General features: G+C 47.0%; 9 protein-coding genes. All 9 read left to right on the plus strand.

Annotated features, from left to right (window positions below; all coding sequences use genetic code 11):
• Positions 1-95 precede the first annotated feature (95 nt).
• The 9 genes from CCC71_RS05675 (at position 96) to CCC71_RS05715 (ending at position 14,963) form a co-directional block, all read left to right on the plus strand.
• A complete protein-coding gene (locus tag CCC71_RS05675) occupies positions 96-1,172 on the plus strand; it encodes an efflux RND transporter periplasmic adaptor subunit (RefSeq protein WP_021842519.1) in 1,077 nt (358 codons plus the stop codon).
• Between the two features lie 11 nt (positions 1,173-1,183).
• Positions 1,184-2,026, plus strand: a complete 843-nt coding sequence (locus CCC71_RS05680; RefSeq protein WP_021842518.1) for an ABC transporter ATP-binding protein — start codon at positions 1,184-1,186, stop codon at positions 2,024-2,026.
• Positions 2,019-3,233, plus strand: coding sequence for an ABC transporter permease (locus CCC71_RS05685; RefSeq protein WP_021842517.1), 1,215 nt, complete (start codon positions 2,019-2,021; stop codon positions 3,231-3,233). The genes CCC71_RS05680 and CCC71_RS05685 overlap by 8 nt, the downstream gene beginning before the upstream one ends.
• 100 nt (positions 3,234-3,333) lie before the next feature.
• Positions 3,334-3,786 carry a PaaI family thioesterase gene (locus tag CCC71_RS05690; protein ID WP_021842516.1) on the plus strand — a complete coding sequence of 151 codons (453 nt, stop codon included), beginning with the start codon at positions 3,334-3,336 and terminating at the stop codon, positions 3,784-3,786.
• Between the two features lie 451 nt (positions 3,787-4,237).
• The gene (gene pheS / locus CCC71_RS05695; protein WP_021842515.1) at positions 4,238-5,260 is read left to right on the plus strand and encodes a phenylalanine--tRNA ligase subunit alpha; all 1,023 of its coding nucleotides are present in this window, start codon (positions 4,238-4,240) and stop codon (positions 5,258-5,260) included.
• An 11-nt stretch (positions 5,261-5,271) separates the two neighbouring features.
• On the plus strand, positions 5,272-7,716 hold the full coding sequence (pheT, locus tag CCC71_RS05700; protein ID WP_021842514.1) for a phenylalanine--tRNA ligase subunit beta: 2,445 nt from the start codon (positions 5,272-5,274) through the stop codon (positions 7,714-7,716).
• Positions 7,717-7,957: 241 nt separating this feature from the next.
• Positions 7,958-10,231 (plus strand): U32 family peptidase, encoded by a 2,274-nt coding sequence (locus CCC71_RS05705; RefSeq protein WP_247239829.1) that lies wholly within the window; start codon positions 7,958-7,960, stop codon positions 10,229-10,231.
• Between the two features lie 145 nt (positions 10,232-10,376).
• Positions 10,377-12,752 carry an endonuclease MutS2 gene (locus CCC71_RS05710; RefSeq protein ID WP_021842512.1) on the plus strand — a complete coding sequence of 792 codons (2,376 nt, stop codon included), beginning with the start codon at positions 10,377-10,379 and terminating at the stop codon, positions 12,750-12,752.
• An 81-nt stretch (positions 12,753-12,833) separates the two neighbouring features.
• Positions 12,834-14,963, plus strand: a complete 2,130-nt coding sequence (locus CCC71_RS05715; RefSeq protein ID WP_463671050.1) for a transglycosylase domain-containing protein — start codon at positions 12,834-12,836, stop codon at positions 14,961-14,963.
• Positions 14,964-15,006: the final 43 nt, after the last annotated feature.

The raw sequence follows: 15,006 nt of genomic DNA on the forward strand, positions 1-15,006 counted from the left end.
AAGCCCTTCTTTGCCGTATAGTCGAGAAGGGCTTTTTAATTATATGAAAATTGAGAGACCTGATTATTTTGTCTTTAAGTAAAGGAGTTAAGCACATGTGGCGGACAAAGAAATTTTGGGGGATCCTCATCCTCATATTACTGGTCTTGGGTGGCGCTTTTTATTATTTCAAAACAAAAGATAACACACAAGCGACCTCGTATACGACGGGGAAAGTAGAGCGGGGGAATATTGCCTCGGTTATTACGTCCACGGGGACTATCAACCCGACAAATTATGTAGATATTTCCACTAACGTAGCCGGTATGTTGGAGCAGGTTTTGGTTAAAGAAAATGACCATGTAACGGCCGGTCAGGTGATTGCCACCATCGATGCCCGTCAATTACAGGCAACGGCGGATGATGCACGAGCTACGCTCGAAAATGCCAAAAATGATTTAGATCGTTACAGCACCTTGGTTGCGCAAGGGGCTATTCCGCAACAGACCTATGATACAGCCCTTATGAATTACCAGAAGGCGCAGGCTGCGTATGATCGGGCAGTAGCTAATTTATCCGATACGACCATTACTTCGCCGATGGACGGCACGGTTATCGGTACACCGTTAAAAGCGGGCCAGACTATCAGTACCGGTATTTCCACGCAGATGATTATCGCAACGGTTGCTGATTTGAGTAATCTTGAGATTTATTTGACCGTTGATGAAACAGATATCGGTAGTGTGAAAAAAGGCGCTCGCGTAGATTTTACGGTGGATGCTCATCCGGGTAAAACCTTTACCGGCTATGTAAGTGACATTGCTTTGGGTACCAAAGGTAACATGGGTACGACGAGCAGCAGTGTAGTGTACTATACGGTTAAGGTAGCTATTTCGCCAAGCGATGCGTCGAACTTCTTCCCGACAATGACGGCTCGTGCTACGATTTACGGCGATGAACGCACTAACGTATTGGTTGTGCCGTTGGCCGCTGTGCGTACGGATAAAGTGGGCGAATACGTGTATGTAATTAAAAACGGTAAACCGGAACGAACCAGTGTAACAACCGGTCTTACCGGTGAAACGACGATTGAAATTGCTAAAGGTCTAAATGAAGGCGATGAAATTGTTGTCAGTGGTGATGTAGGTTCTTCGTCGTCCAAACAGAGTAACTCCGGCGGGCCTATGTTCTAGGAGGAATGCAGATGAAACAAGCAGTCATTTCACTGGAAGGAATCACCAAGACGTATGTTAACGGTAAACTGGTAGTGCCCGTACTACACGGGATTGACCTCAATATTTATGAGGGCGAGTTTACCTCCATCATGGGTCCATCCGGATCGGGGAAATCCACGTTTATGAATATTTTGGGTTGTTTAGACAGACCGACTTCAGGTTCCTATAAATTGGACGGCGAAGAAGTGGCCACGTTGAGTGATGATGAGCTCGCCTTTGTGCGCAATAAACGAATCGGCTTCGTTTTCCAAAGTTTTAACTTGTTGCCGAAGTTAACGGCTCAAGATAATGTGGCGTTGCCTATGGTCTATGCCGGTGTTCCCAAAAAGGAACGCAAAGAGCGGGCCGCCTATCTTTTGGATTCGTTGGGGCTCGGTGAACGGCTCGACCATTTACCGGCGGAACTATCCGGTGGTCAGCGCCAGCGTGTGGCTATCGCCCGCGCTTTGGCCAACGACCCGTCCATTATTATGGCCGACGAACCGACCGGTAACTTGGATTCCAAGTCCAGTGTGGATGTAATGAATATTTTTACCAATTTATATAATGAAGGGCGTACCATTATTTTGGTTACCCATGAACCGGATATTGCTACCTTTGCAAGCCGTAATATTGTGCTGCGCGACGGTTATATCGTAGAAGATAAGCAAAATCCGAATATGGCCGGTCTTCAAACGGTACAGGCTCCTACTGAATCTGTAGCCGTGTCGCCGGCAACGGCACAAAAGGCGGTTAAGTCGGTGATACCGAAAACTGTCACGGAAAAAGTAAATACGGAACAAACGAATGAAGGGGGGACGTCTCATGTATAAAGAGGGCTTTTTGATGGCCTGGGCGTCCTTGGTGGCCAACAAGATGCGTTCGCTCCTTACCATGTTGGGGATTATTATCGGCGTAGCTGCGGTTATTGCCCTCGTATCTATCGGTTACGGGGTGCGCAGTCAAATTCAGGACTCCATCTCCAGCTTGGGCAGTAATTTGCTCATGGTGTATCCGGGCGCGCCGCGGACGCCGGGCGTTCGGCCTACGGCGGATTCGCAGAAAACGCTTAAGCTTGAAGATTATACGACCATTTCTCATTTGCAGGATATCGATATGGCGTCGCCGGTATCGGCGGGCAGTTCGTATGTGGTTATTTATACGAATAAGAACTGGACGACCAGTGTTAACGGTGTAAACAGTGATTTCCAATATATTAATAACTGGACGGTTAAATCCGGTCGTTTCATTACGGCGTCTCAGGTGGAACGGCGCGAACGTGTGGCCGTTATCGGGGCTACGGTAGCGACGAATTTATTCGGCACGGAAGACCCGGTGGGTAAGGATATTCGTATTAAAAATAATCCTTACAAGGTAATCGGCGTGCTTGAAAGTAAAGGTTCCGGCAGTTTCGGTAATGACCAGGACGATGTTATCTACATTCCGTACACTACAGGGATGGAACGTTTACAGGGCGTCGATTATTTGCGCATGATTTATATCAAAGCGAAAGACGGCGTAGATCTTGATCGTTTACAGACGGACGTGGAAAATATTTTGCGTGTACGCCATAATATTAAAAATCCGGAACTCGATGATTTTAACGTTCGTAATATGGCCACCATTATGGCGACCGTGGAAGAAACAACGGCGACTATGACCTTGTTCTTAGGTGCCGTAGCTGCCATTTCGCTGGTTGTCGGCGGTATCGGCATCATGAACATTATGCTCGTATCCGTTACGGAACGTACCCGTGAGATTGGTGTGCGTAAGGCCTTGGGGGCTACGTATCGCGTTATCGTTATGCAGTTCCTCATTGAAGCGGTGGTAATCAGTCTGGTGGGTGGTGCCATCGGAATCCTGGTGGGCATCGGGGCGTCTAAGTTGATCGGTGCTTTGACGAGCATGAAGACAGTTATCTCCATGGGACCGATTCTCTTGTCCTTCGGTTTCTCCATGGCTATCGGCCTCGTATTCGGTCTCTATCCGGCCCGTAAGGCGGCTAAGTTGAATCCGATTGATGCCTTACATTATGAGTAATAGGTACAGTAAATTGTCCCTCAAAAGACAATGTACTGATTTGCATACTGTTTATTTGATGCATTGCGCTGTAGAATAAATCACGGAAGGGAGTGTAGTCGTGAGTAAAAAACAAGGAATGCGTACGTTAGTTGATTTTTTTGACAAAATGTGTCATGAACATACCTTTGATTGGTCAAAGTATACTCGTGTAACCGGTGGTGATCCCGGTCATTTGGAAATACTGTTTGACACCGATGCAGTGAGACATGGTAATTTTATCGGCAATGTGCACGGTGGTGTCTATATGAGCCTCGCCGATACGGTTATGGGTGTATCCTGTTTTACCTTGGGTAAACGAGTGGTAACACTTGAAATGAAGGGGAATTTCATCAAAGCTGTTAAAGCCGGTGAAAAACTGCGCGCCGTAGGCAATGTGGAACACAACGGCAATCATACCATGGTCACAACCGGCCGTTTATATAATACGGTGGGCGACCTTGTGTATATGAGTACCGGCACATTCTATGTAATAGACAAGTTTGACCTGCCGGAACTTCCTTGGCGGGTATAAGGCGTAAGTTTACTTGGTTATCAGGGCTGAATGTGGTCATGACGATATGACCATGTAATGAGGCCACTTAATTGTTAAGGCGTAAATAGCTTTGACAGAATGCGTAAGAGTTGATATACTTACACATAGATTAATAAAAAACTCAGTCGTACTGGCGTTTTTCAAAGTTGCTTTTTAGGTTTGACGGATGCATTGGCATGACGAGTAGACATTACGGCGATGACAAAATCGGCGTTGCATAGGTGTTTTTCAGAGAGTGAAGCATTGGTGGGAGCTTCATAAATGCGATGCAAAGAGCCTTTCCTTTTGGAGCCATGGATTGAACAACGAGTAGATTCATCGTGAGACCGCGTTAAGGTTATTGAGTACTAATTAGGGTGGTACCGCGAATGTTATACCTTCGCCCCTTGCCGGGGCGGAGGTTTTTTTTTGTTTTAGGAGGTTGTGACGGATGGAAGAATTATTAAAATCCCTGAAAGCGCAAGCGGCGGAGCTTATTCAAAAAGCTACCGATTTGCAAGCTTTACAAGATGCCCGCGTTAAATATTTAGGTAAAAAGGGCGAAGTAACTGCATTGTTAAAAGGTCTCGGCAAATTATCGGCCGAAGAACGACCACGCATGGGCGCCTTGGTAAATACGGTGCGTCAGGAATTGGAAGCTATGATTGATGATGTGCAGGCCAAACTGGAAGCAGAAGTGTTGGCTGCTAAATTGGGCGCCGAAGAGATCGACATTACTTTGCCGGGCCGTGCTACTCGCCAAGGTCATGTACATCCGCTCACAGCTGTTAACGATGAAATTGAACGCTTTTTCATGAAAATGGGCTACACCGTTGCGGAAGGGCCTGAAATTGAAAGTGATTACTTCAACTTTGAATGTTTGAATTTACCGGCCGATCATCCGGCGCGCGATATGCAGGACTCCTTCTACATTACGGACTCCGTATTACTTCGTACCCACACTTCACCGGTACAGGCTCGTACGCTTCAGAGTCAGGAACCGAACAGCCCTGTACGCATGATTGCACCGGGCAAAGTATATCGTTGGGACTATGATGCCACTCACTCCCCGGTATTCCATCAGGTGGAAGGTCTCGTAGTGGATAAAGGCATTACCTTTGCCGATTTGAAAGGTACCTTGGAATTATTCTTGCGCCACATGTTCGGCGAAGAAACGAAAGTTCGTTTCCGTACCAGCTTCTTCCCGTTCACGGAACCGAGTGCGGAAGTTGATATCTCCTGCTGCATGTGCGGCGGTGAAGGCTGCCGCGTTTGCTCCCATACGGGCTGGCTCGAAATCCTCGGCTGCGGCATGGTTCATCCGAATGTGTTGACCATGAACGGCTATGACCCGAACGAAGTGCAGGGGTTTGCCTTCGGTATGGGTGTTGAACGTATTGCTATGCTCTTGTACGGCATCGGCGATTTACGTTTATTCTATGATAATGATATGCGTTTCTTGAAGCAGTTCTAGGAGGTACGACGATGAAAGCTAGTTTAACATGGATGAAGGACTATGTTCCTGTAGACACAACGAAACCGGCTCAGGAACTGGCCGATGTATTGACGCAGGCTGGAATTCCGGTAGAAGACGTTATCTCGATGGATCCCGGGTTGAAAAAGATTTTTACCGGTAAAATTACAGAAATTACAAAACATCCGGATGCCGATAAATTACAGGTTTGCCAGGTTGCTTGTCTTGATGACAAAACGGGTGAAGAAATTACGAAACAAATCGTAACGGCAGCAACGAATGTGGCTGTTGGTCAGGTGGTACCGGTGGCGTACCATAAATCCCGTTTGGCTGACGGCACGGAAATTAAAAAGGGTAAACTTCGTGGTGAAGTATCTGACGGTATGTTCTGTTCCGTAGCGGAATTGGGTATTCCTAAAGATATGGTTATGCCGGGCGAAGGGGAAGGTATCTACATTTTGCCGGAAGGTACGCCAATCGGCATGGATATTCGTGATGCGGTGATGCTCAACGATACTGTCTATGAATTCGAATTGACACCGAATCGTGCAGACTGCTTCTCCATGATCGGTTTGAGCCGTGAATTTGCGGTTTTGACAAACGCGCAGAATACGGAACCGACCGTTAAAGTGAATGAAAATGGTACGGATGTCAACGATATGGTAAAAATCGGCATTGATGATGCCGAATTATGCAGTCGCTTCTTGGCGCGTGTTATCGGCAATGTTAAAGTGGGACCGTCCCCATTGTGGCTCCAGAACCGTTTGCGTAACGGCGGTATTCGCCCAATCAATAATGTGGTAGACGTAACGAACTATGTTATGCTCGAATACGGTCAACCAATGCATGCATATGATTATGATAAAGTAGCCGGTCATCAGTTGACGGCCCGCGCCGCTAAAGCCGGTGAAGCCTTAAAAACGTTGGACGGTACGGATCGTGAGTTGACCACGGATATGCTCGTTATTGCCGATGCGAACGGCCCTGTAGGGGTTGCCGGTGTTATGGGTGGTCTCGATAGTGAAGTAACCGAAGCAACGACGACGATTATTTTGGAATCGGCTGTATTTAAAGGGTCCTCCATTCGTCGCACCGCTCGTGCGCTGGGTATGCGCAGTGAAGCATCCGGCCGTTTCGAACGCGGTGTCAATGCGGAATACTCACCGGTGGCCCTTGACCGTGCGGCTCAGTTGTTGCAGGAGTTAATGGAAGATATTACCGTAGCTAAAGGTGTGGTGGATGTATATCCGGCTCCGGCTGAAGCTCGTACTGTATCTTTCACGGTGGCAGCGGTTAACAGCTACTTAGGTACCGATATTTCCGCCGAACGGATGCAGGAAATTTTGACTACCTTGTCCTTCACTTGGACACAAGATGGTGATGTAATTACCGTTGGTGTTCCGTCCTGGCGCGGCGACGTAACGGTTATGCCGGATATTGCGGAAGAAGTAGCTCGTATTTACGGTTATGATTTCATTCCGAATACAACCCCATGGGCCAACCTTAACAGTGGCACCATGAGCGATAAGAAATTGCTTACGAAAGCAATTCGTCAGACCTTGGTAACCCAGGGTCTCAGCGAAATTATTACGTTCAGCTTCATGCATACGGACAGCCTCAAGAAATTACTCATTCCGGAAACGGACAGCCGTTATCAGGCGGTACCTATTTTGAACCCGATTACGGAAGAATTCCCGGTAATGCGTACGACCTTGATTCCAAGCATGCTTGATACGGCGGCGCGCAACTTGGCACAGAAAAACCATGATTTGTGGTTGTTCGAAGCCGGTGCGGTTTACGAACCGAAAGCCTTGCCGATTACTGAACTTCCTGTTGAAAAATACCATGTAAGTGGTTTTATGATGGGCAAAACGACAGATTTGCAATGGGCTCAGCCACAGCGTGACACCGACTTCTATGATGTAAAAGGTGTGCTTGAAGCGGTTCTTAAAGAACTTCGTATTGAAGCTACGATTGAACGCTCCAAAGAAACCTATCTCCATCCGGGCGTAAGTGCTCAGTATGTTGTGGATGGTACTGTTATTGCTACTTTGGGTGAAGTGCATCCGCAAGTAATGAAAGCTTACGATTTACCTGGCAAAGCATATCTCTTTGATATCGATGTGACGGCTATCTTGGGCTTGACCCGCGGACAGCTTCGTTACCAGGGTATCAGTAAGTTCCCGGGCACCGCTCGCGACCTTGCCATCGTGGCACCTAAGACTGTATCTTCCGAAGCTATCAGCCAAGTCATTTATGAAAAAGGCGGTCAGTATTTGGAACGGGCGTTCGTATTCGACGTGTACGAAGGGGCTCACATTGAAGAAGGCCATCGCAGCTTAGCTTACAATTTATCCTTCCGCAGCAATGAAGGTACTTTGACGGATGAAGATATTCAGCCGGCAATTGACGACATTTTGGCTGCGTTAGCTGAATTGGGTTGTAAATTGCGCTAATAGGAGAGATCTATTTGACTATTGTGCCAATGCAGGTCTCAATTGGCTATTAGAGCGTCAAATGGCGCCAACAGTTGCAATTTGTTTCAATTAGTAGTAAAATACATTAACTGATTAAATAATTAATAAGCCGCTATATTGTGCGATGGCACAGTATAACGGCTTATTTTGCCATATTTTTTAAAGAATGTGATATAATTCTATATAGAAATATGGCGAATTGAGTCCTTAAGGAGGGCGTATGGAATTATTGGCACCGGCAGGCACGTCGGAAAATTTTTTAGCAGCTTTAGAAGCCGGAGCTGATGCAATTTATTTAGGCGGCAAGGCTTTTAATGCGAGAGCGAATGCAGCCAATTTTGAGATAGAAGAGTTGGCTGAAGCGGTTCGCTTGGCCCATTTGTTGGATGTGTCCGTATTTGTTACGGTGAATATATTAATCGGCGATGCCGAGTTAAACGATTTAAAAGAATATTTGCGCGAGTTGGAACGCATCAATGTAGACGCCATTATTGTGCAGGATTTGGCGTTAGCCGAACTGGCGAAACGAGTAGCACCGAAGCTTCATTTGCACGCCAGCACGCAGTTGACGGCCACTAACATGGGGACGGTACGTTTCTTGGAACGCATGGGGTTTACCCGTGTTGTGTTGGCTCGTGAAATGAGTCTCGAAGAAATTAAAACGATTTGCCGCGAAGCGAAAGCGGAAATTGAAGTGTTTGTTCACGGTGCCCTTTGCGTATGTTATTCCGGTCAGTGCCTCATGAGTAGCTTCATCGGCGGCCGCAGTGGTAACCGCGGTGCCTGTGCACAACCGTGCCGTTTGCCCTATGAACTTATCAATGGCGAGGGCAAGGTCATAAATACTGAAAACGAAGCCTATATCATGAGTCCGAAGGACCTTAATTACAGTGAGCATATGGCGGAACTTTTGGAAGCCGGTGTGGCTTCTTTCAAGGTAGAAGGGCGTATGAAAAAAGCGTCCTACGTGAAAGAGGTTATCGGCACGTATCGTCAGATTATCGATAGAGCGGGTCAAACCTTGGCTGAAGACCAAGAACATTTGACGGCGGGCTTTAACCGCGGGTTCTCCACAGCTTACTTGGAAAATCGTTCCGGCCGTGAAATGATTACCGCCGTGGCTCCCGGCAATCGGGGGAAGCGTATCGGTCCATCCGATGAAGGTCCAAAGAAAACAGTTTGGCAGAATTTACAGGAATTTGGCCGTAAGTACGATGTGCATGCGTATTTGGACGGACAGGAAGGCTCTGAGTCGACTTTGACACTCTTGATGGATGACGGCACGTCTGTTACGGTTAGCGGTGACTATGTGGTGCAACGGGCTCATAAGACGCCGACCAGTCATGAAAAAGTGTCGGAACAGATTGGCCGTTTAGGTACGACGGTGTTCCGGTTGGCTTCTTTATATATGCCGGAAGAGCCGTTTATGTGGCCATCCAGTGTGCTCAACCAGATGCGCCGTGATGCGGTTGCCCGGTTGGAAGATATATTATTGGCAAAACATACTAAGGCCATGGCTGAGGTGTTAACACGCATCGAAGGTGCCATTGCAGCTGAATTTAAGGACAGACCAAGTTATAAGAGTATGATGGTACGAGCCGGTAAAGCTACTCATAGCGTTAAGGCCGGTTCCTTGCCGATTGTTTCGGTGCAGCTTGATGAAGAATGGCAATTAAAACCGGCCATTGAAGCGGGGGCGCAGAAGATTATTTTCGGCGGTGACCGCTTACAGCGTAAGCCGTACAATTTAGATGTATATAATCGCGTGGTGACTATTTGTCGTGAGCATCAGATTCGTTGTGTATTGGCGACGCCGCGTATCGTTCGGGAAAGTGAAATCGAGGCGTATCGTCCAACCTTAGAGGCAATTATCGCGGCTAAGCCGAATGCCATCAGCATTCACTTCTTAGGTGCCTTGGAATGGCTCCAAATGATGGGCTATGAAGGGGAGGTGGAAGGTGACAGCAGCTTGCAGCTGTTTAATAAAGAAGCGGTACGTGAAGCAGCCGAATTAGGCCTTTCAAGCGTTGTTCTTTCCCAAGAAGCCACTTTACGTCAAATTGCGGCCATCATTCGTCATAGCTCTTTGCCTATAGAATGTGTTGTTCACGGGCTTACGGAGCTCATGATTTCCGAATACTGTGTTATCAGCAGTTTTGCCGGTACCGGTTGTAAAGCCAATTGTCCGGCCCCTTGTTTGAAGGACTCTTATCGCTTGCGTGACCGCCTGGGCGAGGAATTCCCACTTCGTACGGATTCCTATTGCCGCATGCATATCATGAACAGTCGCATGCTCGATATGCGCGCGTACATTCCGGATTTGGTAAAACGAGGTATTGCTATTCTTCGCATTGACGGTCGTCAGCAGTCTAAAGAATGGCTGCGTGATACGATTGGCGCTTATCGCGGTATTTTGGCACACACCTTACCGGTACCGCCTAAGAATGAGTCCTTACCGATTACACGGGGACACTATTTTAAAGGCATTTTTTAGAGATTTTTAAACATAGATTTAAATATTGCCAGGTAAAAAGCTGCCGTTTAAGCATACGGTGGCGTAGCAAGATTTTATGGCAATATATCGGGCCAAAGTAGTCAATCTTTGGCCATGTGATTACATAGGAGGGATTGTATTACCTATGAACAGTGAAAAACTGTTGGATTTTGATGTGATTCGAGAACGATTGGCCGCCGAATGCAGCTCTAAAGTAGCGAAGGAAATGGCCATGGAGTTGGAGCCCTTAACGGATCCGATTGCCATTAAAACGGCTCTCGATGAAACGGTAGAAGCGGTCAATTCGCTAAATACCGAAATCGAACAACCGATTGGCGGCACCCGCGATATTCGTGAAGCTTGTGCCAAAAGTCGTAAAGAAATTATTTTGACTCATGAAGAATTATGGGATTTATATACCACATTGAGTGCGTATAAGCGTATGTATGCATTTTTTCACAGCAAATATATGAATTATCCGCTCTTATCATTTTGGATTCAGGATATGCCTCGTCATGACGGCTTAGAACGCAAGTTTGAGCGTGTTTTTGACAAAAAAGGTAATTTAATGGATTCCGCATCGCCTAAATTGCAGCATTTACGTACTACCATTGCGCGTACGAAAGACCGCATCAAGAGTGATTTGCAGGCGATTATGCACGATCCGAACAATCAGAAATACTTTCAGGAGGCTATCGTTACGCAGCGTAATAATCGCTATGTAATTCCGGTAAAACAGGAATATCGCTACGCCTTCGAAGGTTTGATTCACGACCGTTCGGCTACCGGTGCGACACTCTATATTGAACCGATGCGCCTCGTAAATTTGAACAATGATTTGCAGGAAGCAGAATTGGCGGAAGAGGAAGAAGTTCGCCGTATTTATAGGGAATTGTCGCAGGCCGTTCGCAAAGACAGCAATACCTTGATGGACGCCTGTGAACGCGTGTCCCATGTGGAATTCGTGTACGGTAAAGCTAATCTGGCGATAAAGATGAAGGCGGTTCCGGCCGAACTTAGCGGGGCACGGGAAGTAAAACTCTTAAATGCGCGTCATCCGTTGATTCCGGCCAATGTGGTAGTGCCCACGACGATTACGTTGGGGACGGCCTATCGAATTCTGCTCATTACGGGCTCCAATACAGGTGGTAAAACTGTAGCCATGAAGACGTTAGGTCTTTTGAGCCTCATGAATCAGGCCGGTTTATTTATTCCGGCCGAAACAGGCTCTATTTTGCCGATTTTTAACAATATTTATGCCGATATCGGTGATGAGCAGAGTATTGAAGCCAGCCTCAGTACCTTCTCCGCTCATATGACGCAGGTTGTAAAAATTTTAAAAGTAGCCGGTGCCAAAGATTTGGTGCTCCTTGACGAATTGGGGTCCGGTACGGATCCGGAAGAAGGGAGCGCCTTGGCGGTGGCTCTCTTGGAATATTTCCGTAAGCGTGGACCGCTCATGATGGTGAGTACCCACTATAATGAATTGAAACGCTATGCGTACCATACGGATGGTATTGAAAACGGACATGTGGAATTCGACGAACGCACATTGCGTCCGACCTATCGACTTCATATCGGTGTGGCCGGCAGCAGTCATGCCTTGAGTATTGCCGCTCGTCTCGGGGTGCCTCGTGAAGTTATCGACTATGCCAAACAGGCTCACGAAGGTTCCGCTAATCGCGATATGGAAGCGGTACTCAGTGATTTGAACGAACAATTGCGTCGCAATCAGGAGCGGGAACGGGCACTCAAGAAGGAACTTGATGAAGCACGGCGCATGCGCACTCAGGCTGAGCGTGAAAAGAAACAGGTTAATGATCGCCGTAAACAGATTTTGGCAAAAGCTCAAAATGAAGCGCAGCAGCTTAAACAGTCCATTCGTGTCGAAGGGGAACAGATTATTAAAGAGTTGAAATCTCAGTTTTCAGAAACGGATAAGGGCAAACGGCAAGATGCCATTACGAAAGCGCGTAAAGATATATCCGGTGTTAATGTGCCTGAATTGGAACAGGAACGTCGTACGCCGGTGAATGTAAAAGAGTTGAAAGAAGGACAGACTGTATTCGTGGTATCCTTAAATGCAGTCGGTACGGTAGCAGCCGTGCAGGGTAAGCGTATCCAAGTAAGTGTTAACGGCTTAACAGCCAATGTAAAAGCCACCGATTTGGCCGTAGCAAGCCGCGAAGAAACCAATAATTTACGCCGCAAGGAAACGGCGGTTCAACCAAAACCGCGTAAACGCGCCGGCGGTTCAGCCGTGGAACGTCAGAAACATGCGACTACGGAGCTTAATGTTATCGGACAGACAGTGGATGAAGCCAATCAGAATGTGAGTCACTTTATCGACCAGGCATTGATGGCGGGTATCTCGCCGGTTCGCATCGTTCACGGCAAGGGCACGGGTGCTTTAAGAGCCGGTATTCATCAGTATTTGAAGACATTGCCGCACATCAGTCGCTATGAAATTGCCGGCTATGATGAAGGCGGGGCCGGTGCTACTTTGGTATATTTGAAGTAGCACAGTCTTACTGATACCATATGTAGCATAGTTATGCTATAATAAGCTATATGACTTATTATTCGTAATGAGAGGTGTCGTATGAGTTTACAAGGTTCGTCTCAAAATGGGCGACAAACACGACGTAGAACGACGGCGACTAAACCGCCCAAGAAGAAATCGCCAATGCGTCGATTCCTTTGGATTGTGGGTATTTTAGTATTCCTTATAATAGCCGGAGCCGGTTGCGGCTTCATTGGTGCCACCATGTCCGATTTGCCGGAAGTGGCCAATGTTAAACCGGCTGCTTCGTCGCAGATCTACGATGTGCATGGCAATTTGATTACAACTGTCCATGCTACTGAAAACCGGTTACCGGTGAAGTTATCACAGGTTCCGAAAGATTTACAAAATGCATTTATTGCCACTGAAGATAATCGTTTCTATAGTCACCATGGCGTAGACCCTATCGGGATTATGCGTGCTATTTGGGTTAATATTGCCCATGACGGTGTGGCCGAAGGCGGTAGTACTATTACGCAACAGCTGGCTCGTAATGCGTTTTTAACTCAGGATCGTACGTTAAAACGTAAGATTATGGAAGCGATGTTGGCCATTCGTATTGAGCAGTATTATACGAAACAAGAAATCCTCGAAATGTATTTGAATCAAATATATTTCGGTCAAGGTGCTTACGGTGTACAGGCAGCAGCCCATGTATACTTTGGCAAAAATGTTCAGGATTTGGATTTGGCACAATCGGCTATGCTCGCCGGCTTGCCACAAAGTCCTAACTATTATTCGCCGCTTACCAACTACAAAGCGGGTAAAGCGCGTCAGGCTGTTGTTTTGGGGCAGATGGTTAAATATGATTATATTGACCAAGCTACCGCGGATAAGGCGAAAGATGAAGACTTGGGTCTTCGTGAAAAATCCGAAGCCGCTCACAGCGATAACAATGCGTCGTACTTTATCGACTATGTTATTTCTGAAATCGCCGAAAAATACGGCGACGATGCTGTCTATAAAGACGGTTTGAAGATTTACACAACCATTGATATGAAGGCACAGGATGCAGCGGTTCAAGCTATGCATAATTTGCCGAACTTCTATACGGATGACAAAGGCTTAACACAGCCGCAAGGTGCGTTAATTGCGATCAATCCGCATAATGGTTACATTGTAGCCATGGTTGGTGGTCGTGGTGACGATTCCTTTAACCGTGCCGTATTGGCTGAACGTCAACCCGGTTCTGCATTTAAACCATTTGTTTACTTGGCAGCTATTCAGGACGGTATGACGCAGGGCACCGTTATGGACGATAAGAAAATTGAATTTAACGGTTGGAGTCCTAAGAACTATGAAGGTACCTATTCCGGTCAAATGACCTTGCGCTATGCCTTGCAGCATTCCGTTAATACCATTGCCGTACAGCTCGCCGATGCTGTAGGAATGCGTAAAGTTCTTAATTTGGCAAGCAGCTTAGGTATTACTACTTTAGATGACTCTAAAGATAATAACTTGGCCGCTGCGTTAGGTGGTTTGACAAATGGTGTTAAACCGATTGATATGGCCGTAGCCTATGGTACTTTGGCTAATGGCGGCGTTAAAGTTAAACCGGTGGCTATTACTAAAATCGTAGACCGCAATGGCCAGGTAGTGGAAGAGAACAGTACGGAAGAACAGCGCGTAGTAGATCCTAAATATGCCTATGTTATCACGAATATGCTTGAATCCGTAATGTCCGGCGGTACCGGTGGCGGTGCATCTATCGGGCGCCCGGCAGCCGGTAAAACAGGGACTACCGATGAATCAAAAGATGCTTGGTTTGTAGGTTATACACCTGATTTGGTAGCCGCTGTTTGGATGGGCGATGACTATGGTATTGAGACACTGGATGGTATTACCGGTGGTACCGTTCCGGCTGTTATTTGGCGTGATTTCATGTCGCAAGCTTTAAATGCTATGGAAATTCCGGCCAGTGATTTCACAGTTCCGCCGGGAGCAGCATCTATTGCTAACCAGGGCTATGCGCCGGTGGCTCCAAAGGTAGATCCGAAAGCTAAAGATAAGGACAAAGATAAAAAAGATGCTAAGGATAAGGACGATGCTACTGTAGAAAGTACTGACAATTCGGCAGAAAGCAGTTCCGACTCCGATAGCAGCAAATCCGGATCCGGCAGTTCCCGTAGTTCCGGAGGCGGTGCGTCTAAGTCCGGTAAAAGTGAATAATTAATTTTAAAGTACATATACATGCCTGTTTGGGGCATTCGAG

This window comes from Veillonella sp. LMAG:90 (genome assembly GCF_008679445.1).
Taxonomy (GTDB): Bacteria; Bacillota; Negativicutes; order Veillonellales; family Veillonellaceae; genus Veillonella_A.